Below are 25,967 nucleotides of genomic sequence, written 5' to 3'. Positions count from 1 at the left end.
CTTTACAGCTGTAAAGTTACACTATTTTAAAATTAATTTTTTACCAATTGATATTGTGGTTTTATTTTTAATTCGCTGAGCACATTTAAAGCTTCTTCAACATAAATATCTTTTTTCAAATTCGCATGCCAGGCTTCACGTTTTTCGGATAAATCCTTATCAGCTTCTAATAAAGATTTTTCATAAAACGGTGATGTATAAGTTAAATTGGAGGTGTATTCACCAATTTCTTTATATTTTAAGTATTCATTTTTATGGCTTTCCAAATCTGTTTTATAATCTTCAATATTTAAAGAAACCAAGTTTTCATCCTGTGAACTTTTTAGCCATTTTGCATTTTCATCAATTAATTTAAAATATTTATTATTTTCAATTCGTTTTTTGCTATTGTTTATTGCCAGGTCATAATTTTCATAATTGTTCCAAAGTGCATAATTGGCCGGAGCAACTTTATCAAATTTCAAAGCATTTTTCATATCTCGTTCACCAATTTCCATATAACTGTATCTGCTTGGTAACATAATATCAGAATGTACACCTTCCATTTGTGTTGAGCCTCCATTAATTCTGTAGAATTTTTGGATCGTGATTTTTAGCGCTCCTAAATCTTCATTTAAATTATGATATTTATTTAAGTCCAAAACGCTTTGAACAGTGCCTTTTCCATAGGTTTGTTTACCACCTATAATTATGGCTCTGTGGTAATCTTGCATGGCTGCTGCAAATATTTCTGATGCGGAAGCCGACAGTTCATTAACTAAAACCACCAAAGGACCGCTCCATTGAATTTTTGAATCTGTATCATTTTTAACATCGGCATTTCTGTCACGATATTTTACTTGTACAACAGGACCTTTGTTTATAAACAATCCGCTAATTTCAATTGCTGTTTGAAGTGAACCGCCTCCATTATTTCTTAAATCCAACAAAATCCCTTCAATGTTTTCTTTTTTCAAACGTTCAATTTCCTGGGCCATATCTGTTGCGGAGTTTCTGAAGTTTTTTTCGTCAAAATCAATATAAAACTTAGGCAAACTAATTACACCAAAAGTTCTTCCGTCTTTTTTCAGAATACTTGATTTTACAAAGGTTTCATCCAGCTCAACAATATCTCTAATAATAGAAATGACTTTAATTGTGCCATCTATTTTTTTAACGGTCAATCTAACTTCAGTGCCTTTTTTGCCTTTAATAAATTCAATGGCATGATCTAAACGCATCCCTACAATGTCAATAGGTTCTTCATTTCCCTGTGCCACTTTTAAAATAATGTCGCCCACTTCCAATTCGCCTGATTTCCATGCTGGACCACCGGAGATCAATTCATCTACTTTGGTATAATCATTTTTCTTTTGAAGTCTGGCGCCAATACCTTCTAATTTTCCTGCCATGGAAATATCAAACTGTTTTTTTACGCTTGGATCAAAATAAGTGGTGTGCGGGTCAAATGATTCGGCAATGCAGTTCACGTAAGTTGAAAACCAATCGGAATAAGTAAGTTCATCAATGCGATCATAAAGATCATTCATGCTGCTTAACGTAGCTTCACGTGCTTCAATTTCTAGCGCATCTATTGATTTTTTAACATAGGTGCTGTCCAATTTGTATTTATCATCCTCATCACTTATTTTGTCATAGAAACGTGTAAGTGCATTATATTTTAATTGCTTATTCCAAAGGTTTACCAACTTATTTTTAGTTTTGGAATAGGGAATATTTTCGGAATCAATGTTTAACGTTTCACCGCTAACTTCAAAATTAAATTTATTCGCTAAAATTTCTTTGTAATAGGTTTTAGATTCTTCGGTGCGTTTTACAAAACGTTCATAAACTAAATAGAAGAATGTTAAATCTTCATTGTTAATCTGGTCATCAATTTTAGTTTTATAAGCTGCAAATTCATCAATATCCGACTGAAGAAAATACCTTTTAGAAGGGTCTAATCTTTCCAAAAACTCATCATAAACTTGTACCGAAAAGGCATCGTCAATTTGGCGGGGTTCATAATGACCCTGTACCAACACATATTTTAAAATAGTTAATAAAACTTTATCTTTCGGGTCAGTATTCGCAGTCGCATGAAAGCTTGTTAGTAAGCTTAAAACAAAAAGCAAAGGCAATAAAAATTTAAATTTTCTAATCATCATCTTTCGTTTCAATATTTATTAATATGTTTTTTAGCAACTACTATAATAGTGCCATTTTTTTAGTTAGACATCTAAATTAACCTTTTTTTATAAATTCCTCTAAGGCTTCGGACATTTTACCACTATTTTAACTAAAAACTGTCCAATGTCCAATATCGTTGGCCTTGTGAATTTTTTAGGTAATTTTCTGTTTTGTCAACGCAATTATAAAGTAATAATAGTTTAATTTTATTTTATAAAATGTTAAATTTTAATTTATTGTAAGCGAATAAAATAGCCTAAATTTGTTGCTTAATTTGAAAATGATGAATAAAAAACCTTTGATTTTAGTCACCAATGATGATGGAATTACGGCTCCGGGAATTAGAGTCTTAATTTCTGTGATGAATGAAATTGCAGATGTGGTTGTGATTGCTCCCGATAGTCCGCAAAGTGGTATGGGGCACGCAATTACCATTAATGAAACTTTGTATTGCAATGAAATAAGAATTGATGACGGACCCCAAAAAGAGTATCAATCGTCAGGGACGCCTGCAGATTGCGTAAAGTTGGCCGTAAGTGAAATTTTAGACAGAAGACCGGATTTATGTGTTTCTGGGATAAATCATGGGTCAAATTCATCAATTAATGTAATTTATTCAGGCACCATGAGCGCTGCTGTGGAAGCTGGAGTGGAAGGTATCCCGGCGATTGGGTTCTCATTGCTCGATTATTCATGGAATGCCGATTTCGAGCCTTTAAAAAAACACATCAAAAAAATCGCATTAAATGTGTTGGAAAACGGATTGCCCGATGGCGTTGTACTCAATGTGAATTTTCCAAAAAGTAAAACTTTTAAGGGAATTAAAATTAGCCGGCAGGCACGTGCAAATTGGGTCGAAGAATTTGATAAAAGGTCCAATCCGCAGGGTAAAACATACTATTGGCTCACAGGAAAATTTGTGAATATGGATAAGGGCGAAGATACCGACGAGTGGGCATTGGCTAACAATTATATTTCAGTAGTTCCCGTTCAATTTGATTTAACCGCACATCATTTTTTGCAAAAATTAAACAGTTGGAATTTATGATTTCAGCGTTTATTTAATTAAATTTATACAATGAAAAAGGAAATGTTAATAGGTTTTATGGTGGCTATTGTGGCAACTTCATTTGGTTGTTTTCTTTTTATTGAATTCTTTTCTACGTATGATTTTTATGAAAGTTTAGCACTTATTAAAGAAGGAAATTTGGAAGGGAAAGTTTTAGTGATTGGTGCAATTGCAAACTTTTTTGTATTTTTTGTATTTTTAAAAAAGAAACAAATTTATAGGGCCAGAGGCGTTTTAATGGAAACTTTTTTAATTGCATTTATCGTATTATTGTTAACGTTATTTTCTAAGTAAGCACAAAATGAAGTATTACATTATTGCTGGCGAGGCTTCAGGAGATTTGCATGGGTCCAATTTAATGAAGGCATTAATAGAGAAAGATTCATCTGCTGAAATTAGATTTTGGGGTGGCGATTTAATGCAGGAAGTTGGCGGCACTTTGGTGAAACATTATCGCGAATTGGCCTTTATGGGCTTTGCCGAAGTTGTAATGAATCTTGGTGAAATATTTAAAAATCTAGCCTTCTGTAAAAGTGATATTTCAAACTTTAAACCCGATATTTTAATCCTAATAGATTATCCCGGATTTAATATGCGAATTGCTGAATTTGCAAAAAAAACAGGCGTTAAAGTCCATTATTATATTTCTCCTCAAATTTGGGCCTGGAAAGAAAATCGCATTAAAATTATTAAACGCGATGTGGATGAAATGTATGTGATTTTACCTTTTGAAAAGGATTTTTATGAAAAAAAGCACAACTTTCCAGTTCATTTTGTGGGTCATCCTTTAATCGATGCCATTTCCAATAGAACACAAGTTGATGAAAATACCTTTAGGGAGGCGCATCAGTTGAGCAAAAAACCTGTTATTGCGCTATTGCCAGGAAGTAGAAAGCAGGAAATTAAAAAAATGCTTTCGGTCATGCTAAACATAGTCGATAAATTTCCTGATTTCCAATTTGTGATTGCTGGAGCCCCAAGTCAGGATTTTGAATTTTACGAGCAATTTATAGCCAAAGACAATGTGAAATTTGTGCCCAACAAAACGTACGATTTGCTGTCTGTTTCATATGCGGCTATTGTGACTTCCGGTACGGCAACATTAGAAACAGCCTTGTTTAAAATCCCTCAAGTTGTTTGTTATAAAACCAGTAGGGCATCTTATGAAATTGGCAAGCGCTTGGTGAAATTAAAATTTATTTCACTGGTAAATTTAATTATGGATAAAGAGGTTGTAAAAGAATTGATTCAGGATGATTTTAACGAAAAAAACTTAGAAAAGGAACTTCATAAAATTATTGACGGCTACCAACGCGCTTTGATGTTTATAGATTATTACGATTTGGAGAAAAAACTTGGAGGCAAAGGCGCTTCCAATAAAGCAGCTGAATTAATCATACAAAAACGCTGAAATAAATAAATATTTCAGCGTTTTTAAAAATTTATTTGTTTATCTGAAATTACTCGCAAACAGCCTCTAAAGTATCTTCAATATCGCCAGGAGTACTCATAATTTTCATAAAAGTTCCCATAGTTAATTCAGGCCAATTTAAAGCCAATCTGTATTTTCCGGCGAGCATCGTTGCTTTTTTTCCTTGTAAAATAATTTCATATGGCATTGCAGCGATATGGCCTTCCCCAATAATTGGTAAAAAATAAGATTCTCCTTTTTCTTTACTTTGTAAACCAATGCCAAATACTGCTATATTTTCTTTTTCATAAACTAATTTATACACGAGTGTTGTTGTTGCTCCTTTTTTAGCTTTTAAGTTGGCCTCTATTATTTTTAATCCTTCCTCAAATGATGAAAACTCATTAAGTGTAATTGGATCTGTAAAGTAAGGCATCGTTATTTTATAATGATATTTTTTTAAATTTTGGACTTTTACAGTTCCTCCAAAAGGTTTAAATTCATTGCCAACTGTTGAAAAGGCTGTTTTTAAATCGGCGTCAAATTTTTGAAATGTACTTTTGTAAGTATTGTAATTATCGGCCAAATAGGCTCTTAAAATATATTCCGGATTTGTATAGGACATGGTTACTTTTCCGTTTTTTGAAACCAAGCCAACTTTAAATACTGCTGCAAGAGCACCTCTGTCAGTAACTTTAACAACTGTGTTTTTTAAATCAGTTCTTGTAAATGCAATTACTTTTAAAGTGCTTTTGTTTGACGGACTGTAAGACCCTAAAATTGTAAATGAATTGTTTTGTAGAGCTTCTGTAATTTTTTCTGATGCTTGCTGCATGGTTTCAGTTGTTTCACCAATTTTAATATAGGGATATAAATCTTGTCCGAACGAACCTGTGTTGAAAATTAAAATAAAAATAAGGCTGATAAAGATGTTTTTCATAATGTAAATTTAATTTGTTTTTATAGGTATTATGGAATTTGCATAGTTTCAAAGGTGTTTCTTGGCATTTCCGAAGGCGCATTTCACAATGTTAAAATTTGGAAATCGATCAAAATTACTTTTAAAGGAAGTTGCCAATAGTGATAAAAGTCAGTTAGTAACAATTGTTACTGACATTTAAATTTAAAAATGATATAATGAAAATCATATTCCTTTATTTTTTTGACTAACTTTATCCTGCTATGATAAAGTTTTTGAAATTTATACCTGCTCAACTTACCATCTTTTTAATAGTGGGTATTATCATTGGAAATCATTTCAGCATTTCCCCAAATCAATTGGTCCCGGTTTTTGGTGGATTAATACTAATATTCACTGCGGTATATTTTTATAGTAACAATCAATTTCAAACGCCTTTCTTATTCACTGTTTTGGTTTTTTTTCTTTCCTTTTTTATTGGTTTGGGCATAATTACGTTTAAAAATCAATTAAACAACAAAAAACATTATTCCAAAGAACTTCAATTTTCAACAAATACGCCTGTTTTAGCTTTAATTTCAATTGAGCGTTTGCTGAAATCCACAACCTATTATAACAAATATGAAGCGGAAGTATATGCGTTTAACGGCAAAAAATCTATAGGCGAAATTTTAGTAAACATTGAAAAAGACAGCACAAAAAGTCAATTTCGGGTTGATGATAATTTAGCGGTTAAAATAGTTTTCAATTCAATTGCAGAACCTTTAAACCCCTATGGTTTTAATTATAAAAAATACCTGCAGCAACAACAAATTCACCATCAAATTTATGGGAATAACTCCCAATTTTTATTGTTGCCGAAAACAAATCAAACTTTAAAGGGAATTGCCGCCATCATTAGAGATAAAATCACAAAAGCATTAATCTGGTATGGGTTCAAAAACGATGAATTGGCGGTAGTAAACGCCTTGCTTTTAGGTCAGCGGCAGTACATAACAAGCGAACTACAGCAAAGCTATGCAGGTGCTGGAGCTATTCATATCTTAGCGGTTTCGGGGTTGCATATTGGTATTATTTTAATGATTTTAACGGCTGTTTTTAAGCCGTTACATTATTTTAAACATGGAAAATTAACGACAACTCTGGCTATTATAATTATTTTATGGATGTATGCCATACTTGCCGGTTTATCAGCTTCAGTGGTTAGGGCAGTGGCCATGTTTACAGCAATTGCCATTGCAATGTTTGTAAATCGACCTTCAAGCGTCTATAAAACATTGGTTATTTCGATGTTCTTTTTGCTGTTGTTTAATCCGTATTATTTGTTTGAAGTTGGATTTCAATTAAGTTATATGGCAGTTTTTTCAATTGTGTGGATTCAGCCAAAATTGTATCATTTGTGGAAACCAAAATTTTGGTTCTTGGATAAGACCTGGCAATTATTGACGGTTTCAATGGCTGCTCAAATTGGCGTTTTGCCTTTGAGTCTGTATTATTTTCATCAATTTCCCGGATTGTTCTTTGTCTCTAATTTGGTGATTATCCCGTTTTTGGGTGTTGTTTTAACTTTAGGAATTGTAATCATGGTACTTTCAGTTTTACAAATTATGCCTCAATTTTTAGCAGGTGGTTACATTTTTGTCATTCAGCAAATGAATAAATTTGTAGGTTGGATTGCTCATCAGGAATTTTTTATTATTCAACAGATTTCAATGTCATTTCTTCTGATGGTTGCGCTTTACGCCTTTTTATTTTTTGGACTAAAATGGATTGAAAAGAAGGTTTTTTATCGTTTTGTGCTCGTGTTAATTTCAATTATATTAATTCAAACTGTTTTTGTTTTTGAAAAATATATGGCACAATCGATGAATGAATTTATTGTTTTTAATGAGAGCAAGGCAAGCACAGTTGGAAAAAGAACGGGGGATAAAATTATATTTCATGTTTCTGCAGATTCATTGAAAGCTATTTCAAATTTTAAAATTGCCTACTTGGTTGGGTCAGGATTGAATGAAATTCTTCCTTCAGAAAAAATAAAAAATCTGTACGCGTTTAAAAATGAAACTATTTTAATGGTAGATAGTTTGGGGATTTACAGCTTTAACTCGGTAAATCCAACAATTGTTGTATTGCAACAATCTCCAAAAATAAACTTAGAAAGGTTGTTGAAAAATCTACATCCAAAAATAATTATTGCTGATGGTTCAAATTATAAAAGTTATTTGGAAGATTGGGAACAAACGTGCCTTAAAAATAAAACTCCTTTTCACAATACTTTGAAAAAAGGAGCTTTTGTTCTCAATAAATAAGTTAATTATTCTTTGAATTCGTATTTAAAATTGGAAGAATATGCATTGAATTCTTCTTGTGTTTTTAAATTTTTATAATCGTCATTTTTAAACACTTTTAAATAAAGTTCCAATTGATTTGGGGTTCTATAACCCGTTAAAGGGGTTATTAAGTTCGTTTCTTCATCTAAAAACAATAATGTTGGATAGGCTCTTACACCAAAAAATGTCGACAATTCGTGTATGCTGTTTCTTCCTTTTGAGTCGGGATTAAAACTAGGGTTGGTATATTTCTTGCCTTTAAAAATAACAGTTTCGTTTCCTTCTGCATTAAACTTCACGGCATAATAGTTTTTGTTCATGTACGCAACTAAATCAGGATTGGAGAAAGTGTTTTTATCTAACATTTTACATGGTCCGCACCAAATGGTGTAGGCATCAACAAATATTTTTTTAGGCGTAACTTTTTGTGCATTAACAGCTTCTTCAAAACTCATCCAATTAATTTGTTGTGCAGAAAGTGATAGGCTAAATAAAGTTATCGTTAAAATTAGTATTTTTTTCATCTTCATTTATTTTATTTCTTTGTATGTTCGACGCAATAATGCTGCCAAATTTACAAAGTTTTTTAAATTTATTTTACGCCGTGCATTAATTTTTTCAAAACTGGATTCAATGATAACGCAATAATACCAATAATTATTGGTACAAAAGTAAATATTAAAAAGAAGGTTGAGATATCATATTTCTCCGTAATAACGTCAATCATAGCACCCATTTGACCGGATGTTTTGTTGCCTATGGCCAACGCCAAATACCAAACACCAAACATAAAAGCGATCATTCTCGCCGGCACCAATTTACTCACATAAGAGAGTCCAACCGGTGATACACAAAGTTCTCCCAAAGTATGAAACAGGTAAGCGAGTATCAGCCAAATAATGCTTACCGATGCTGTTTTTGCACCTTGTGGAATTCCTGCTGCGCCATAAGCCAGAAATGCAAAACCAATTCCTAGGAAAAACAGGCCAATAGCATACTTGTTTGCTGGTTTAGGATTGTATTTGCTTTCCCACCATTTAGAAAATAAGGGCGCAAAAGCGATGATAAACAAAGAGTTTAAAATTAAAAACCAAGTGGCAGGAATTTGAATTTCATTATCCTTTTTCATAACAATAGTTGCTGAAATATTCGTATTGATCAACGAGGCTTGTTCAGTTGTTAAATATTTGTAATTCGCTCCTTTTTTATCAATATCAATAATGGCTATTTTATCGTTTGGAAGAAAATCATTCGCAGTTCTAATAACGGTTGTATTGTCGATCAAAACTGCATTTTCCGGAATTATAGTTCCCGCAGTAATTGAAAAATCCTTTACAGTTGCTTCACCTTTATCATTTGTTTCAGTAACCTGATAGGTTTGATAGCTTATTTCATACGAATAAGTACTGAAGTTTGTGTTCACTTTCCAAATAATAAGTCCCCAAATGATGATAAAACTAAATGCCAACACCAAATTTGCCCATAAATATTTTTTAAAGGTTTGTTTGAACAATAAAAAGAGTACCCAGGTTATAATTGCAACAGGAACGACAGTAATAATCACATCAACAATATTAAAAATCATAGCTGAATTTCCTGATAATATTCTGCTTGTATAATCTTTTGCGAAAATACTCATAGAACCTCCTGCCTGCTCAAATGAAGCCCAGAAGAAAATAATGAAAAAAGCAAAAATCACCACGGCAAACATTTTGTCCCTTGTAACGGCGCTATATCTTACAATTCTTGAACCCAGCAAGTATATAAATAACAAAAGCGTAATAATAATGGTTGGGCTTGAATAATCGGTTCCTCCAAATTCTAAAAAGTTAACGGTCCCAATTTTAGACAAAGGATCATTGATAACCCAGGTTAAACCTGCAAAGGCAATGATAACAATAAGAATCCTGTCTATTAAAGTAAAAGGGTTTAGTTGGTCTTCAACTTCAGTTTTATCATCTATTTTAATGGTTTTATCTTCTTTGTTTGGTTTTTTTCCAACTTCACCAAAAATATCTTGAGCCAAAGTAAATTGAAGTAAGCCCAACAGCATAAAAATACCTGCCAAACCAAAACCCCAGCTCCAGCCAAGCATTTCACCCATATAACCGCAAAGCATAATTCCTAAAAATGCTCCGGCATTCACACCCATATAAAAAATGGTGTAAGCGCCATCCTTTTTTTCTGGAAAATCTTTATAAAGAACAGAAATGAAGGATGTCATATTTGGTTTAAAAAAACCTGTTCCAATAACCAATAATCCTAATCCGGTATATAAAAAAAACGGGTTGGATTCAATGGCCATACTTGCGTGGCCCAAAGTCATAATTACTGCACCAATAATAATGGCACGCCTGTTCCCTAAATATTTGTCGGCTAAAATTCCTCCGATAATTGGTGTTAAATATAACAATGCCAAATACGTTCCGTATAATGCCAAAGCATTTTCACGTGGCCAATCCCATCCGCCAATTCCTAAAGCGCTCACTAAAAAAAGCACCAACAAGGCGCGCATTCCATAAAATGAAAAGCGTTCCCACATTTCGGTAAAAAACAACACGAAAAGTCCGGCTGGATGCCCTAGAACTTGTGTTTTAAAAAAATCATTAGTTGATTTGTCCATAAGTGAATTTATATGCGTTTAATAAAGTTTGCAATTTATAAAAAACGCTTCTTATTTTAGAAGCGTTTCTTTGTTATTTAATATTTATGCAGATTTAGTTTCTTTAGCTTCTTTTGGTCGAATAACCAACCTGTCATAAATCACCAATGCAAAAATTGTAACAACGCCAATCGCAACAATGACATACCAAATTTTGTTTGGATTATAGGTGTCCCAAATGAATTGAGTCATTTCATTTTGTGTCATTCCTAATTTTTCTGAAGCTGATGCGAAATAATCGTTTTTAGAAAATTCTTTTGTTACTTCAGGCATTTCTATGGATCTTTTTGCCATTTCTGTTTGAAGCAAACTCAATTTATCGGACCAGGCTTGGTATAAATTTCCTGAGATAAAAGTGGTGATAAAATTCCCCAAAAAGATGGGTAAAAAATAAGTTCCCATATACAAGGCTTCTTTACCTTTTGGAGAAATTAAGGCGATGAAAGAAGAAAATGTTGGATTTGTCATCATTTCTCCAATAGCAAAAATTACAATTCCTAAAATGGTGTAAAGTCCGTTTCCTGTGTAAAATGTAATTCCGATTCCAATAGATGCGATGACAAAACCAGTAATCATAGCGCTAACATGACGCATTTTCAGCACAAAATAAGAAACCATTATTTGGAATAAAATTATGGCTCCGGCATCAATATTAATAAGCATTTCAGGGTTCACAGAATCTCCTCCGCCACTCATAAAACTTGCAAGCCAAGGAGAAACATTTGCAATAGAATCATGTAATGCTTTTGTGTTAACCCAATCTTCAATAAAAGTAGGAAGTGTATAAAATAACTGGTTAAACATCGTCCAGAAACCAATCATTATTACCAATAATACGGAAAGTCTAGTGTCTTTAACAGCTTCCCAAATATTTTTAATGGAACTCAGGATAGCTTCTCCAATAGTTTCTTCTTTTTTAACTCTTTCGCCTTCTTTAAAAAAAAGCAATAAAATCAGTAAGTTTATTCCAATTACAATAGCTGCTTGAAGAAAAACAATTTTCCATCCGAATTGTGTTCTTAAGTTTGACGAAAATGTTGGTCCTACAAAGCCGCCGATATTCACCATCATATAAAAAATTCCAAAACCCAAAGTGGAATTTGATTTGTCTGTGTTTTTTGTGATAATGGCCGATGCCACAGGTTTAAACATCGCTGCGCCAACAGCAACCCATAAAAACACTAAAAATACAGAAGTAAAACTGCTAACTTCACCCATAAAATAATAGCCGGTGCCCAATAAAATATAAGCTATTGTCAAGGAAAGTTTGTAACCAATTTTATCTGCAATTACGCCGGTGATTATTGGCAGAAAATATAAAATTGCGGTGACAACACCCATTATTTGTCCTTTTTCAATATGTGAAAATCCTAAGGCGCCTTCATCAGTAGATCCTGTTAAATAAAGTGCTAAAACGGCAAACATACCATACCAGGCCCAACGTTCAAATAATTCCATCATACTTGCAATCCAAAAGTTGCTGTTGTAGGATTTCATAACGCCGAAAAACGATTTTTTTTCTGTACTCATTTTAGAATTTTTTTATTGTAATTGTTAAACACAAAAAAGCTCAGGCACTTTAATGACCTGAGCTTTTTTTATTAAAATAATTGATTTGTAAACATATTTTAGTGAATTCCTTTCATCGCTTTGTTTAAGAATGGAGACAGTATCAACAGGCAAACTCCTGAAGCTAACATTAATCCAGTAATAAAAGGATACAAAGGAAACTCATATTTATTTAAAATACTTTCTAACATCCCAGCCAAATAATTACCTGCGGCAAAACTCGCCATCCACAGTCCCATTACCACCGACACCAATTTTTTCGGTGCCAGTTTTGTGATCATAGAAAGTCCGATAGGAGATAACATCAATTCACCCAATGTTAAAACAACATAAACAGCCACTAACCACCAAGGTGACACTAAATTTCCTCCATCAGCAGCGTTGCTTGCCTGCGTCATAATAAAAAATGCCAAAGCGCCTAAAAATAATCCGATGGCAAACTTCAGAGGTGTTCTTGGGTTGAATTTCATTGCATCAAGCTTTAGCCACATTACTGAAAAAATTGGGGCGAAAATCAATATGGCAAGCGGATTGATATTTTGATACCACGATGCCGGAACTTCCCAGCCAAATAAGAGTCGATCTGTATTTTCTTTTGCAAATAAATTCATCGTACCACCGGCTTGTTCAAATCCTGCCCAAAAAGCAATGTTAAAAAAGGCAAGCACCAAAATTACAATCATTCGTGTCCATTCGGCAGAGCCGTTTGTTCCCTTATTAATGGTATATCCCAGTCCAATTACCAAAGTAGCAAAACCAATATAAGTAATTATGCTTGCGACGTTATCAGGCAACATTCTCCATAAGAAAATAATGGCCAAAGTGGCTAAAACCAAAGCAATGGCATAAGTTATAATATCGCGCCAATCTTTACCGTCCAAAACAAATTTATCTTCTGGTGAATTAGGCGGAAGTCCTTTTTGTTCAAGATCACGTTCGTTGAATTTTAACCAAAGAACACCAACAATCATACCTGCCGAAGCCGCTAAGTACCCGTAACCCCAAGAAACATTTTCTCCTAAGGCACCTGCTATAAATGGCCCTAAAATGGCTCCAAGGTTTATTCCCATATAGAAAATATTGAAAGCCGAGTCTTTTCTTGGATCGTTATCATCATAAAAATCACCAACAATAGTTGAAATATTTGGTTTGAAAAATCCATTACCAATAATAAGTACGCCCAAACCAAAGTTAAACATAAAAAGACGCGTTTCAGCATCTACAGAACTAACCAAAAACGCGCTGGCAGCGAGTAAAGACTGACCAACAGCCATCACCAAACCACCAATATAAACTGTTTTTCGTTTTCCTAAAAAACTATCGGCCACCCAACCACCTAAAATTGGTGTTAAATAAACCAAACCTGTAAAGATGGCGTAAATTGCCAAGGATTCTTCTCTGTTTAATCCAAATCCTCCGTTTGCTAATTCTGCGGTAAGATATAACGTTAATAACGCACGCATTCCGTAGTAGCTGAAACGTTCCCACATTTCAGTTGCAAATAGCGTATAGAGCGCTTTTGGATGCCCTTCTTTTATTTTATTGTCAGCCATAATTATTGTTTGTTTTAAGTTAAAAAGTTTAAATTTGTTTTGGTTAATTAAAGTTCAATATTAGTTTCTTTTCTGATTAAATTTTCTTCGATAAATCTAGTCATTTTTTCATATAAATGTATTCTTGTATTTTTGCCTCTATAAATCCCATGAGTTCTGTCAGGATATATCGCCATATCAAATGGTTTATTAGCTTCAATTAGGGCGTTTGTCAATCTCATAGTGTTTTGGACATGCACATTGTCATCGCCGCTTCCGTGAACCAGTAAGAAGTTTCCTTTTAAAAAGTTGGCAAAATTTAGTGGTGAATTTTCATCATAGCCACTCGCGTTTTCCTGTGGCGTTTGCATATAACGTTCCGTGTAAATGGAATCATAAAAACGCCAAGATGTTACCGGTGCAACTGCAATAGCCATTTTAAACACGTCATTTCCTTTGAATAAACAATTGGCCGACATAAATCCACCGTAACTCCAGCCCCAAATACCTATTTCATTTTCATCGATATAAGGTCTTTTGCCTAACACTATAGCCGATTCAATTTGGTCTTGGACTTCATATTTCCCCAATTCTTTATAAGTGATTTTTTTGAAATCGGCACCTTTATAGCCTGTTCCTCTTCCGTCAACACAAACAACAATATAACCTTGTTCCGCCAAATGCTGGTACCAATAATCGTTGGAACTATTCCACGTATTGCTCACCGATTGCGAACCTGGACCCGAATATTGCGTCATAAACATCGGATATTTTTTAGCGCTGTCAAAATTAATTGGTTTTATCATCCAGGCATTAAATGCACCATTTTTTGTATTTAAAACAAAAAATTCTTTTTTAGCCAAATCATAGCTTTCTAATTTTTTTGATAACTCATTATTGTTTAAAATTTCTTTCAATAAATTTCCTTCACCATTATAAAGGGTATAAATTGGTGGTGTATTGGCATCAGAAAAAGTGTTTATGAAATAGTTTGAATTTTTACTGAAATCGGCATTATTTGTTCCGGAAGCATTTGTTAAACGTTTTTTGTCGGTTCCATTTAATTTTATGGAATACACCGTTCTATTAATGGAACCATCTTCAACCGATTGATAATAAACGGTATTATTTTTTTCATTTACACCATAAAAATTAGTTACTTCCCAGTTTCCTTTTGTCACCTTATTGATTAGTTTTCCTTCTTTTGAATAATGATAAATATGGTTAAACCCGTCTTTTTCACTTGTCCAGATAAAACTGTTATCAGTCAAAAAAGTTAAATTATCATGAATGTCCACATATGCTTTGTCGACTTCGTTCAACAGAATTTTTGAGGTAAAATTTGTGGCATTCAGCGCATATAATTTTAAATTATTTTGATGCCTGTTTAAGGTGATAACAGACAATATTTCCTGATTATTTGTCCATTTAATTCTTGGAATGTATTCATAATTTCCAAGGTCAATTTTTGTGGTTTTCCCTTCTAAAACATTATAAAGATGTAAAGTTACCACTGAATTATTTTCGCCGGCTTTCGGGTATTTAAAAATCTGCTGCGTTGTGTATAAATCTTCACCAATAATGTCCATGGAAAAGGTTGGGACTTCGGTTTCATCAAACCTTAAAAATGCGATATTTTTACTGTCCCCGCTCCATTCAAAAGCCCTAACAAACGAAAATTCTTCTTCATAAACCCAGTCGCAAATACCATTAATTATATGATTCTTTTTTCCGTCAAAAGTGATTTGAACCACTTCGTTCGTTTCTAAATTTTTAATAAAAATATTGTTGTTTTTGGCATAGGCCACTTTTTTGCTGTCGGGAGAAAAAACAGGTTCCTGATTTTTTTCTTTATCAATTAATTGCAGTGATTTCGAAGTCAAATCATACACGTAAAAAACGCCCAAACTTGAATGTCTGTAAATAGGTTCAGAATCGGTTCCTAAAATTATTTTGGTTTCATCATTATTAAAATCATAGCTTTCAAAATAGTTAATTTCACTGAAATCATTACTGTTTACAATGGTTTCAACTTTTTCCAAAGTAGCATAATTGTATCTATCAACAGTGGTGCTTTTGGTGTTTCTGTCAAAATTGAGTAAGGAATAAAAGTCGCCATTCATTGAATTTAATGAATTCATGCGCTCTGTTCTAAAAGTGCCGTTCCAAATTTCATCCAGCGTTATGTCTTTTTTTTGTGCAGTTGCCATGGATGTGATGGCAATAAAAATAATAAGGAGTTTTTTCATTAAATTGTAAGTTCTTGATATAATTGCCAAGTTTAAGGAAAATTTAGCAATACGCGTATGAAATTTGTCATATAAATTAACAAAATCTGAATTTGTAGTAATTTATAATTATTAAATTATCTTTGCGGTGTTAATAAATTTTATTCAAAAATGTCAAAAAGTGTTAATGGATTTTCAAAGTTGAATAAGCTTGAAAAAATAGATTGGCTGGTGTCAAGGTTTTTAAATAATGACCAGAAGTTAAAACAGGTTTTGTTGCAATATTGGAATTCGAATGAAATTTTGCAAAATTTACATGATGATTTTATTGAAAATACCTTAACTAATTTTTATTTGCCATTTGGTGTTGCGCCAAATTTTGTGATTAACGAAAAAAAATATACCATTCCAATGGTTATTGAAGAAAGTTCAGTTGTTGCAGCAGCTTCTTTGGTGTCGAAATTTTGGAGCACACGAGGCGGATTTAAAGCTAACGTCATTTCTACCGTAAAAATCGGACAGGTTCATTTTATGTATGAAGGCGATAAAACGGAGCTTGAAAATTATTTTAATTCAAAAAAAGAAAACCTATATAAAGTCACCGAAGCAATTACCAAAAACATGCGAAAACGTGGTGGTGGTATTTTAACTATTAAATTACGCGATAAAACAGCTGAACTTGAAAATTATTACCAGTTGCATGTTACTTTTGAAACTGCTGATAGTATGGGCGCCAATTTTATAAATTCCTGTTTGGAAGTGATTGCAAAGGAATTTCAAAAAGAGGATATACAAATTGTGATGAGTATTTTATCCAATTATGTTCCTGAATGTTTGGTTCATGCTGAAGTGAGCTGTATTGTGGAAGATTTATATGCCGAAAATTCAATTGAATTGGCCCAAAAGTTTGTGCAGGCAATACAAATTGCCAATGCAGAACCTCACCGGGCAGTTACTCATAATAAAGGAATTATGAATGGCGTTGACGCTGTTGTTATTGCAACAGGAAATGATTTTAGGGCTATTGAAGCGGGTGTTCATGCATTTGCCGCACGCAGCGGAAAGTATAAAAGCTTGACAAATGCCAGTATAGAAAATGGAATTTTTAAATTTTGGATTGATATTCCTTTGGCAGTGGGAACTGTTGGCGGCTTAACTTCTTTACATCCTTTGTCTAAATTATCACTTCAATTATTGGGAAATCCTTCAGCAATAGAATTGATGGAAATTATAGCGGTGGCGGGTTTGGCGCAAAATTTTGCCGCTTTACGCGCATTGACAACTGCCGGAATCCAAAAAGGACACATGAAAATGCATTTAACCAATATTATTAAACAATTGGGTGCAAGCGAGAAGGAAAAGAAGTTTCTAATCGATTATTTTGAACATAAAACAATCACTCATAATGCTGTTGTTGAAGCGTATAATAAGTTAGTTCAGGAAAAATAATGGAGCATTTTTATAGCAACGGAAAACTATTGTTAACAGGTGAGTATTTTGTATTGGACGGGGCAAAAGTATTGGCGGTTCCAACAACTTGTGGGCAAGATTTGGTTGTTGAAGCAATAAAAGAACCCAAACTGGTATGGAATAGTTTCACCAATGAAGGAGAATGTTGGCTCGAGGCAATTTTTGATTTGCCAAAATTGAGATTATCCAGTGCCGCCTTTGATGCCAATGAAGATGGTGGAAAAGACACCATTGCTGAGAATTTAAAAAAAATATTATTGGAAGCCAGAAAGTTAAATCCCTCTTTTTTGAATTCGAAAAAAGGAGTTGTCGTAAAAACAAACCTGACCTTTCCTAAAAACTGGGGATTGGGAACTTCCTCAACTTTAATTAACAACATTGCAAATTGGGCAAAGGTGAATCCCTATAAATTATTGTCTGCTACTTTTGGCGGAAGCGGTTACGATATTGCGTGTGCTCAAAATAATTCATCTATTTTGTATAGGATAAATGATAGCGAACCAATCATTGAAAAAGTTGAATTTAATCCTTCATTTAATGATCAATTGTATTTTGTGTATTTGAATAAAAAACAAAACAGCAGGGAAGGAATTGAGCGCTATAAGAAGCTGAAGGGAACTCTTACTTCAGAAATAAATCAAATTTCTGAATTGTCTGAGGCTTTTTTAACATGTGAAAATTTACCTGATTTTGAAAGATTAATGAAAGAACATGAGCAAATTGTTTCAAAAACAATTCGATTAAAACCAGTACAGGAACAATTATTCTCCGATTATTTTGGACAAACAAAAAGTTTGGGAGCTTGGGGAGGCGATTTTATATTGGCTACAGGAAATGAAGACACACCAAATTATTTTAACCAAAAAGGATTTAAAACGGTTATTTTATATAAAGATTTGATATTGTAAAATCAAACAATATAATTTATAAATAAAAGTACAACCAAAAAACAACAGGTATCACAATTCCCGCTATTGTAAGCCAGGCGCCTCGGCCTTTAATTCCATTTTTTCCTTTAATCATAAACAAACCTGAAATCGCTAAAAACAAAAGCGCTACAGCAAATAAATCAGCAATATAGGTCCAAATGCCTCTAGGTTTATTTAAATGTAAATCGTTAGTTTGTTTAAGCAGGAATCGGGTGTTGAATTTTTCCTGGTGAACTTCTTTTGAATTGTAATCAACCAAAATGGTATTGCCTTCAACAAAAATTTCCAATTCACTTGGAGATGAGCGGAAAGTGTTTTTTACGGTTCCGGTTTCACCAATGCTATTCAAAACATAGTGAACCATCTCATCTTTAGTGATGTTTGATGCAATGGAATCTAAAACAATGGTTGATTTTTTAATTTTGTAATTTGGGTTCCAATCTTGGATATGGTTTACCGCAATTCCGGAAATAGCGTAAATAACTGTTAAACCTGCAGCAATATATCCAATATCTCTATGAAGTATGCGTGTTAATTTTCTCCAGTGCATTAAAAAAGATTAAAATGTTTATTGCAATGAAAATTATTTAACGCTTGCTCCCAATCCTTTTAATCTGTATTCAGATTTTCCTTTTGTTATTGAACTTGGGTCAAATGGTGTTCCGTATTCTTTTGCTTGGTGTTTTCCTTGTTCAATTAATTCTTCTTTGGTGTAAACCAATTCCTCAAAAACACCTTCAGCTAAAATCTTTTTTCCTTTTGTGTCCATCGGAAAAACAATAACACCATCTTCAACTTTAAATCTTATTTTTTCAAATTCTTTGTCGCTGCTAATTTCTATCCAGCAACCTCTTTTTTCACAAACGTTAATAATTAACCCTTCAACCTGAACAGTTTTTCCAACATATTTTTTAGGATTTTTAAATAATTCTGAAACGGGTGTTTTTTCTTTTAAAGTAAGTTTATTACCATATTTTTCTGCTACTTGAGCATAAGAAACAGATGAAATTAAAACAGTTGTAAATAAGAATATAATTAGATTTCTCATAAGATAAAGATTTTGTAATATAGGCTTAATAATAAACAATAAAAGTAATAAATTTAAAAATTAGAATGATTATAAATAATATGAATTTCGACTATTTTTAATTTACACCAAACCAAATTAGTTAAATTTTAAAAGCATAATTTTGCTTTTGATATGCATAGAAAATTTATAATTATTGGAGGAGGTGCTGCAGGGTATTTTGCAGCGATAAATGCCGCAGAAATGCACCCGGATTTGGAAGTCATTATTTTAGAAGGAAGTAATGGCGTTTTACAAAAAGTAAAAGTATCTGGCGGTGGGCGCTGCAATGTGAGTCACGCTTGTTTTACGCCAAATGAATTGGTTGAATTTTACCCTCGCGGAAAAAAAGAACTGTTGGGTCCATTTCATCAATTTATGACAGGCGATACTATGGAATGGTTTGAAAACAGAGGGATTCCTTTAAAAATTGAAGACGATAATCGCATTTTTCCTCAATCAAATTCATCACAAACAATTATAGATTGTTTTTTGGAAAGCGCGAAAGCAGCTGGCGTTAAAGTAAAAATAAGCACAAGGGTTGATGCCATTGAAAAAAGCAGGGATAAATTCATTGTAAAAACAAAATCCGAAAACTTTACAGCCGATTTTTTATTGGTTGCTTCTGGAAGCAATGCTAAGGTTTGGGCTATGCTGGACGGTTTAGGACACAGCATTATAAAACCTGTTCCATCACTGTTTACCTTTAATATTGTAGATGAAAGATTAAAAGATATTCCTGGGACTTCAGTTCCAAAAGCTTCAGTAAAAGTATTGAATTCCAAATTAGCTGAACAAGGGCCTTTGTTAATTACACATTGGGGATTAAGCGGACCGGGTATTTTAAAACTGTCGGCTTGGGGAGCTCTGGAATTCCATGAAAATGACTATCAATTTGAAATTGAAGTCAATTGGTTGTCTAAAAAGTTTGAAATTGTTTTAGAGCATTTAAAATCAGTTAAAAAGGAACAGTCTAAAAAACAAGTTATTTTACATTCGGTTTTTGATGAAATTTCAAAACGTTTATGGGAAAAATTGGTAATTGCTGCTAAAATTTACTCAGATTCTCAATGGGCGCAATTAAACAATAAACAATTAGAAGATTTAGCAAATCAACTTACAAAATGTACTTTTAAAGTAAATGGAAAAAGCACATTTAAAGATGAGTTTGTTACTGCCGGTGGAATAGATTTAAAAGAAATCAACTTTAAGCGTTTTGAAAGTAAACTGCATAAAAATCTGTTTTTTGCAGGGGAAGTGTTAAATATTGATGCTGTGACCGGCGGATTTAATTTTCAAAATGCCTGGACCGGTGGTTGGATTGTGGCGAATTCGATAAGCCCCCTAACCCCCAAAGGGGGAATTTAGTGTAAAGACTAAAATCTTAAAGTTGAAAACAAATTTCAACTTTAATTACTATTTATATTACCTTTTTTTAATTCTTAATTGAATTCCCCCTTTGGGGGTTAGGGGGCTATTTCTCCTCTGTGTGGTTTTAATGCGTCTCTGTAGGTTTTCATGTCAATTTCATCAACAATTATAAAGGCCGTTGCATGCATTTCTGAAAGAAGAGATGAACCTATTTCATAAAAATGCAGCTTTTCAATGACAGCAAATTCTTTTAAATGTACGCAATGGTGTTCTGCCGTTTTTTGAGAATCTGGACCTCTAAAATCCCAAATTAATTTTAATTTTCTATCCACAGTTTGAAGGTTTAAAGATTACTGATATAAAGCAACAACTCACCTCCATTAAAGGAAATTTGAATTTCATCTTCGCTGGCTTTATTTCTTGTCCCGATACGTTTTCCAAAAGTTAATGTTTCATTTATAATAGGATACAATAAACCTTCAGTAAATATTTCATGAGCTGATGGAAAAGGAATTAATGAAATGTTTCTGCCTTTTACATTCATTATTTTTATGGTTTCTTTAATGAAAAAGTATTTTCCAAAATCATCAAAAAAGGAAATACTTAAATTATTTTTCCATTGAAGTGCGGTGCTAATATTTCCTAAAAGATGATCATGTTCTTTACCGCTTCCGCCATAAACATCAATGTGATAATAACCTCTTTCTTTTAAAATAGCCAATGCTTTGTCAAAGTCTGTAAAATTTTGATCTGGCGTATTTACAACTTCAACAGTTGTTGGAATTGTATGTATGGAATCAAAATCTCCTGTAACTAAATCTGGAACAATGTTCTTGGCTTCAAAATGATTGTAGGCACCATCAATAGCACAAACCAAATCATAAATAGATAAATCTGGAAATATAGCGGGTTCTGCTCCGTTAAGTAAAATAAAAGCCTTTTTAGTTTTCATATAAGTGCAAAAATAACTAAAAAGAGTTGTAAATAAACTTTTATATGGTAATAGTAAGTTAGCTTTTAGATTGAATTTCTTCCAATCTTTTTTTATGAGTTTCACTTCCACTAAGTTCGAAAGCAATCTTAATGTTTTTTAATGCGTTGGAATAATCTTCTTGCGATTCATAGTACTCAGCTAAAGAATCATATGAATTCGCACTTTTCGGATAGTATTTTACACCCATTTCAAAAAAGAATTTGGCTTTTTCTGGTGCTCCCATTTGCATATTCATATAGCCGTAACCAGTAAACAATTCTTCAATCATTGGAGGTGCAGAATACCCAAAATTCTCAGCATATATTTTTGCTTGTGTGTTTAATAATTCAGTTAATTCTTCAATGGTAGTTTCCGGATTGTTATATTTTGGTGGATTTTTAAATTGGAACCATTTAAATAGAAAAACCAACCCATCTCTAATTGAAGGTAACGGAACAGTTTGATGTAAATCTTCAGGATATATTTTCCACGAAAAATTCAAACCACTTTCTTTATGTAATTCAGCATAGTTTGAAAACTCTATAATTGAACGTGGAAATAATGTGAATTCAGAAGTATTTTCCATTAAATTTTCAACGGTAATAGTTTCATCCCACATGTGTAATTGTTCTGCGGACATTGAAACAAAAAGAGATTTTCCTTTAAAAATTTCTGAAGTCAATTTTCCCTTTGCTTGTTTTAATAATTTTTGATTGTCCCAATCCAAACTTGGGTCAATGGCAATATAATTTTTAAATAAACTATTATGATTTATCAGCATATTTATTGTGAATAAGCCAGCATATGAATGCCCAATTAAGGTTCTATAAGGTGTTGTTGGGTAATTTTTGTCAATAAATGGAATTAATTCTTTTTCAATGTATTGCGTAAATTTTTCTGCACCACCTGTATTTTCATCCATTTCTGTTCCACTCCTCATTTTTATTTGTGAAGTGGTTAAATCTCTGGTTCTGTTAGTGCTATTTGAAATTCCAACCAAAATCATGTTTGGTAAATAGTGACCCCAATAATTTTCATAAACCGTTCCCAAAGTTTTTAATTGTACTCCTCCGTCTAAAATATAAACAACAGGAAATTTTTCTGGACTTTTCGGATTGTAATTTTCAGGAAGTTGAACCCAAAACTGTTTTTGTTCGTTAAAAGTTTTTGAATAAATACTATCTTTTGAAGCAATTGTAGTTAAATACAATTCGTTTTTAGTTGATTGCGCAATTCCTTGATAAGTGTTACCTAATAAAAGTAATATTGATAATGAATAAATGAAGCGTTTTATCATTTTTTGAATTTTGAGTTGGTTAATTGTATTTTAATGGATATTCAAGCCCCAATAATCATTCCATAAATTTTATAAAAAAAAGTGAAGTATTTCAATACTTCACTTTTTTAAATTTAAGAATATATAATAAGGTTATTCTTTATCTATCCAAGTTAAAATTATAATATCTAATCTTCCAACTAGAAAAGTAAGCATTCCAAAAATGGGAGAAAAAAAGCTAACTTTTAAACCAGCGGCTAAGACTGACGGAGAAATATCTCCTACTGCTTGAATTGAATCAAAAGCGCTCATTAACCCAATTATTTGGTTTAAAAAACCCCAAACAATTGCAAATAAACTAATTGAGGCAATTAAGTTGGTTGCTTTTTTGACATTTCCTTTTCTAACAAGTTTTTTAATAAATAATACTAATAACAATGGATACATATAAAATGAACCTGCAGGCCGTAGATTATTTATTAAAACCAATTTCATTTGAACGTTTACTTCAAGCAGTGCATAAATATTTGGGAGAAAGTATTTCCGTAATTTCTGAATCAACGTCAGAAATAACTCAGGTAAAAAGCGAATTTATTTTTGTTCGTTCCGATAGGAAAATGATAAAGATTAACTTTTCTGAAATAAATTATATTGAAAGTTTTAGTGATTATATTAAAATTTTTATTGAAAATACTGTTGTGGTAACAAGAGAAACTATAAGAAGTATTGAAGCCAAGCTTCCAAAAAATGATTTCATGAGAATTCATCGCTCATTTATTGTTTCAATGGCTAAAATTGATTCATTTACAAATGAATTTATTGAAGTCAAAAATAAAGGAATTCCAATAAGTAGAAGTTACAAAAAAGATGTTCTTTCAAGATTAGAGAATGTTTAATCAAAACAATTATCTTTGCTCAAAATTTTTGTCTTGAAGGAATCCGATTTTATTTTAAAAGAATTTAATTTAAAAAATACAACTCTGGGAAGTGTCACTTGGAAAACACCCAGCAACATTGCTTTGGTGAAATATTGGGGAAAACAAGAACCTCAAATTCCTGAAAACGCTTCCGTTAGTTTTACATTAGACGCTTGTTATACTTTGACAACGTTGGAATACAAGAAACTGGACAATGAGCGAAGTGCAACATCCTTTGAAAATAAATTCAGCTTTGAAATTTATTTTCAAGGTGAAAAAAAAGATGACTTTAAGCCTAAAATTTTCACTTTTTTCAAAAGAATCGAAAAGTATGTTCCGTTTTTGAAGGATTTTGATTTTATCATAAAATCCCAAAACTCTTTTCCGCACAGCAGCGGCATTGCATCGTCAGCAAGTGGAATGGGCGCATTGGCTTTGTGTATTATGAGCCTGGAGAAAGAATTAAATCCTTCTATGACTGATGAGTATTTCAACAGAAAAGCATCATTTTTAGGACGTTTAGGTTCGGGTAGTGCCTGCAGAAGCATTGAAGGCCCGCTGATTGTTTGGGGAAATCATCCTGAAATTGAAGGAAGTTCAGATTTATTTGGCGTAAAATTTCCATATAATATTCATGATAATTTTAAAAATTATCAAGACACTATTTTATTGGTTGACGAAGGCGAAAAGCAAGTTTCAAGCACTGTCGGACACCAGTTAATGTACAACCATCCGTTTGCTAAACAACGCTTTAAACAAGCGAATGACAATATATCTACAATCTCAAAGATACTTCAGAGCGGGGATTTAACGGCTTTCATTACTATTGTGGAAAGCGAAGCATTAACTTTACATGCTATGATGATGACGAGCAATCCGTATTTTATATTGATGAAACCAAACACCTTAAAAATAATTAACGAAATTTGGAATTTTAGAGCGCAAACGAATTCAAATATTTGTTTTACCTTAGATGCCGGAGCGAATGTTCATGTGTTGTTTCCTGAAAGTGAAAAGGAAATTGTTAACAATTTCATAAAAAGCAAGTTAATCCATTTTTGTCAAGAAAATCATTATATTTGCGACAGCATAGGAGAAGGAGCAAAACGAGTACCTAATAAATAATTTAATGAAAGGACCACTTTTTTACGCAAAAATTTTACTTTTTGGGGAATACGGAATCATCAAAGATTCCAAAGGTTTGGCCATACCTTATAACGTATATCAAGGCGCTTTAAAAAAATCTAAAATTTTATCTGAAGCGGCAAAAAAATCGAATAGCAACTTAGAAAAGTTTTACGCTTATTTGGCAACTTTAGAAGTTCAGGATTTGGTTAGTTTCAGATTGGATGAATTTAAATCAGATATTGAAGATGGGATGTATTTCGACTCAAGTATTCCGCAAGGATATGGAGTTGGCAGTTCCGGCGCATTGGTGGCTTCAATTTACGATAAATATGCCAACGAAAAAATTACTGTTTTAGAAAATTTAACAAGAGAAAAATTGTTAAAATTGAAGGGTATTTTTTCACTAATGGAATCGTTTTTTCACGGTAAAAGCTCAGGTTTAGATCCTTTAAACTCTTATTTAAGCATTCCAATTTTAATCAATTCTAAAGATAATTTAGAAGCAACGGGGATTCCATCTCAAAAAGAAGGAAAAGGAGCCGTGTTTTTGTTAGATTCTGAAATGATTGGCGAAACTGCACCTATGATTTCTATTTTTATGAATAAAATGAAAAATGAAGGTTTCCGTAAAATGTTAAATGAGGATTTTGCCAAACATACAGATGCTTGTATAGAAGATTTTTTAAATGGAAATGTGAAATCATTATTTGGAAATGTAAAACAACTTTCAAAAGTGGTTTTGGATAATTTTAAGCCAATGATTCCAATTGCTTTTCATAAAATATGGAAAAATGGAATTGAGTCGAATGCATATTATTTAAAATTATGCGGCTCCGGTGGAGGAGGCTATATCTTAGGGTTTACAGAAGATTTCGATAACGCAAAAATCCTTCTAAAAGATTATAAACTGGAATTGGTTTATAGATTTTAACAAAATAATCACACAAA

Annotated in this window: 23 protein-coding genes; 10 read left to right on the top strand and 13 right to left on the bottom strand. The window is 32.6% G+C overall.

The window, feature by feature from the left end:
• Positions 1-32: 32 nt before the first annotated feature.
• The gene (locus tag ABY285_RS02525; RefSeq protein ID WP_372766687.1) at positions 33-2,147 is read right to left on the bottom strand and encodes a carboxy terminal-processing peptidase; all 2,115 of its coding nucleotides are present in this window, start codon (positions 2,145-2,147) and stop codon (positions 33-35) included.
• 305 nt (positions 2,148-2,452) lie between these two features.
• On the opposite strand from ABY285_RS02525, the gene surE reads away from it, so the two are divergent.
• From surE to lpxB, 3 genes are read left to right on the top strand one after another with little or no spacing between them, the layout of a single operon-like run.
• Positions 2,453-3,217, top strand: coding sequence for a 5'/3'-nucleotidase SurE (gene surE / locus ABY285_RS02520; RefSeq protein WP_372766719.1), 765 nt, complete (start codon positions 2,453-2,455; stop codon positions 3,215-3,217).
• Positions 3,218-3,247: 30 nt separating this feature from the next.
• Positions 3,248-3,532 carry a hypothetical protein gene (locus tag ABY285_RS02515; RefSeq protein ID WP_372766685.1) on the top strand — a complete coding sequence of 95 codons (285 nt, stop codon included), beginning with the start codon at positions 3,248-3,250 and terminating at the stop codon, positions 3,530-3,532.
• Between the two features lie 7 nt (positions 3,533-3,539).
• Positions 3,540-4,649: a lipid-A-disaccharide synthase gene (gene lpxB / locus ABY285_RS02510; protein ID WP_372766683.1), complete on the top strand. Its 1,110-nt coding sequence runs from the start codon at positions 3,540-3,542 to the stop codon at positions 4,647-4,649.
• A gap of 49 nt (positions 4,650-4,698) precedes the next feature.
• Here the strand turns inward: lpxB and ABY285_RS02505 are convergent, their stop codons facing one another.
• On the bottom strand, positions 4,699-5,589 hold the full coding sequence (locus tag ABY285_RS02505; RefSeq protein ID WP_372766681.1) for a hypothetical protein: 891 nt from the start codon (positions 5,587-5,589) through the stop codon (positions 4,699-4,701).
• 242 nt (positions 5,590-5,831) lie between these two features.
• On the opposite strand from ABY285_RS02505, the gene ABY285_RS02500 reads away from it, so the two are divergent.
• Entirely contained in the window at positions 5,832-7,877 is a 2,046-nt protein-coding gene (locus ABY285_RS02500; RefSeq protein WP_372766679.1) for a ComEC/Rec2 family competence protein, read from the top strand.
• A gap of 5 nt (positions 7,878-7,882) precedes the next feature.
• On the opposite strand, the gene ABY285_RS02495 is transcribed toward ABY285_RS02500, so the two are convergent.
• The 5 genes from ABY285_RS02495 to ABY285_RS02475 form a co-directional block, all read right to left on the bottom strand.
• The gene (locus tag ABY285_RS02495; protein ID WP_372766677.1) at positions 7,883-8,422 is read right to left on the bottom strand and encodes a thioredoxin family protein; all 540 of its coding nucleotides are present in this window, start codon (positions 8,420-8,422) and stop codon (positions 7,883-7,885) included.
• A 68-nt stretch (positions 8,423-8,490) separates the two neighbouring features.
• The gene (locus ABY285_RS02490; RefSeq protein ID WP_372766675.1) at positions 8,491-10,521 is read right to left on the bottom strand and encodes a peptide MFS transporter; all 2,031 of its coding nucleotides are present in this window, start codon (positions 10,519-10,521) and stop codon (positions 8,491-8,493) included.
• Positions 10,522-10,605: 84 nt separating this feature from the next.
• Positions 10,606-12,090: an MFS transporter gene (locus tag ABY285_RS02485; RefSeq protein ID WP_372766673.1), complete on the bottom strand. Its 1,485-nt coding sequence runs from the start codon at positions 12,088-12,090 to the stop codon at positions 10,606-10,608.
• A gap of 98 nt (positions 12,091-12,188) precedes the next feature.
• Positions 12,189-13,682: a peptide MFS transporter gene (locus tag ABY285_RS02480; RefSeq protein WP_372766671.1), complete on the bottom strand. Its 1,494-nt coding sequence runs from the start codon at positions 13,680-13,682 to the stop codon at positions 12,189-12,191.
• A gap of 47 nt (positions 13,683-13,729) precedes the next feature.
• Positions 13,730-15,910 (bottom strand): S9 family peptidase, encoded by a 2,181-nt coding sequence (locus tag ABY285_RS02475; RefSeq protein ID WP_372766669.1) that lies wholly within the window; start codon positions 15,908-15,910, stop codon positions 13,730-13,732.
• Between the two features lie 150 nt (positions 15,911-16,060).
• On the opposite strand from ABY285_RS02475, the gene ABY285_RS02470 reads away from it, so the two are divergent.
• Together ABY285_RS02470 and ABY285_RS02465 are read left to right on the top strand one after the other, a co-directional pair.
• Complete coding sequence (locus ABY285_RS02470) at positions 16,061-17,338, top strand: hydroxymethylglutaryl-CoA reductase, degradative (RefSeq protein ID WP_372766667.1); 1,278 nt, start codon at positions 16,061-16,063, stop codon at positions 17,336-17,338.
• Complete coding sequence (locus ABY285_RS02465; protein ID WP_372766665.1) at positions 17,338-18,267, top strand: GYDIA family GHMP kinase; 930 nt, start codon at positions 17,338-17,340, stop codon at positions 18,265-18,267. Before ABY285_RS02470 ends, ABY285_RS02465 begins: the two co-directional genes overlap by 1 nt.
• Positions 18,268-18,283: 16 nt before the next feature.
• Here the strand turns inward: ABY285_RS02465 and ABY285_RS02460 are convergent, their stop codons facing one another.
• Positions 18,284-18,838, bottom strand: coding sequence for a PepSY-associated TM helix domain-containing protein (locus ABY285_RS02460; protein ID WP_372766663.1), 555 nt, complete (start codon positions 18,836-18,838; stop codon positions 18,284-18,286).
• Positions 18,839-18,871: 33 nt separating this feature from the next.
• Positions 18,872-19,336, bottom strand: coding sequence for a DUF4920 domain-containing protein (locus ABY285_RS02455; protein ID WP_372766661.1), 465 nt, complete (start codon positions 19,334-19,336; stop codon positions 18,872-18,874).
• 153 nt (positions 19,337-19,489) lie between these two features.
• Between ABY285_RS02455 and ABY285_RS02450 the strand changes: the two genes are divergently transcribed.
• Complete coding sequence (locus ABY285_RS02450; RefSeq protein ID WP_372766659.1) at positions 19,490-20,722, top strand: NAD(P)/FAD-dependent oxidoreductase; 1,233 nt, start codon at positions 19,490-19,492, stop codon at positions 20,720-20,722.
• A 98-nt stretch (positions 20,723-20,820) separates the two neighbouring features.
• Here ABY285_RS02450 and ABY285_RS02445 read toward each other — a convergent pair whose 3' ends face one another.
• The 4 genes from ABY285_RS02445 to ABY285_RS02430 form a co-directional block, all read right to left on the bottom strand.
• Positions 20,821-21,057: a hypothetical protein gene (locus ABY285_RS02445; RefSeq protein WP_372766657.1), complete on the bottom strand. Its 237-nt coding sequence runs from the start codon at positions 21,055-21,057 to the stop codon at positions 20,821-20,823.
• Positions 21,058-21,068: 11 nt separating this feature from the next.
• Entirely contained in the window at positions 21,069-21,677 is a 609-nt protein-coding gene (locus ABY285_RS02440; RefSeq protein ID WP_372766655.1) for a thiamine diphosphokinase, read from the bottom strand.
• Between the two features lie 58 nt (positions 21,678-21,735).
• Positions 21,736-22,995, bottom strand: coding sequence for an alpha/beta hydrolase-fold protein (locus ABY285_RS02435; RefSeq protein WP_372766653.1), 1,260 nt, complete (start codon positions 22,993-22,995; stop codon positions 21,736-21,738).
• Between the two features lie 132 nt (positions 22,996-23,127).
• Entirely contained in the window at positions 23,128-23,412 is a 285-nt protein-coding gene (locus tag ABY285_RS02430; RefSeq protein ID WP_372766651.1) for a MotA/TolQ/ExbB proton channel family protein, read from the bottom strand.
• Between ABY285_RS02430 and ABY285_RS02425 the strand changes: the two genes are divergently transcribed.
• The 3 genes from ABY285_RS02425 to ABY285_RS02415 are packed head-to-tail and all read left to right on the top strand — an operon-like array spanning position 23,412 to position 25,950.
• Positions 23,412-23,870, top strand: a complete 459-nt coding sequence (locus tag ABY285_RS02425) for a LytR/AlgR family response regulator transcription factor (RefSeq protein WP_372766649.1) — start codon at positions 23,412-23,414, stop codon at positions 23,868-23,870. The genes ABY285_RS02430 and ABY285_RS02425 overlap by 1 nt on opposite strands.
• Positions 23,871-23,903: 33 nt before the next feature.
• Positions 23,904-25,016 carry a diphosphomevalonate/mevalonate 3,5-bisphosphate decarboxylase family protein gene (locus ABY285_RS02420; RefSeq protein WP_372766717.1) on the top strand — a complete coding sequence of 371 codons (1,113 nt, stop codon included), beginning with the start codon at positions 23,904-23,906 and terminating at the stop codon, positions 25,014-25,016.
• A 4-nt stretch (positions 25,017-25,020) separates the two neighbouring features.
• Complete coding sequence (locus ABY285_RS02415; protein WP_372766647.1) at positions 25,021-25,950, top strand: mevalonate kinase; 930 nt, start codon at positions 25,021-25,023, stop codon at positions 25,948-25,950.
• Positions 25,951-25,967 lie beyond the last annotated feature (17 nt).

This window comes from Lutibacter sp., from assembly GCF_041555395.1.
Lineage (GTDB): Bacteria > Bacteroidota > Bacteroidia > Flavobacteriales > Flavobacteriaceae > Lutibacter.
Note: the sequence above shows the minus strand (reverse complement) of the source record. Positions and strands in the feature narration are given on the sequence as shown.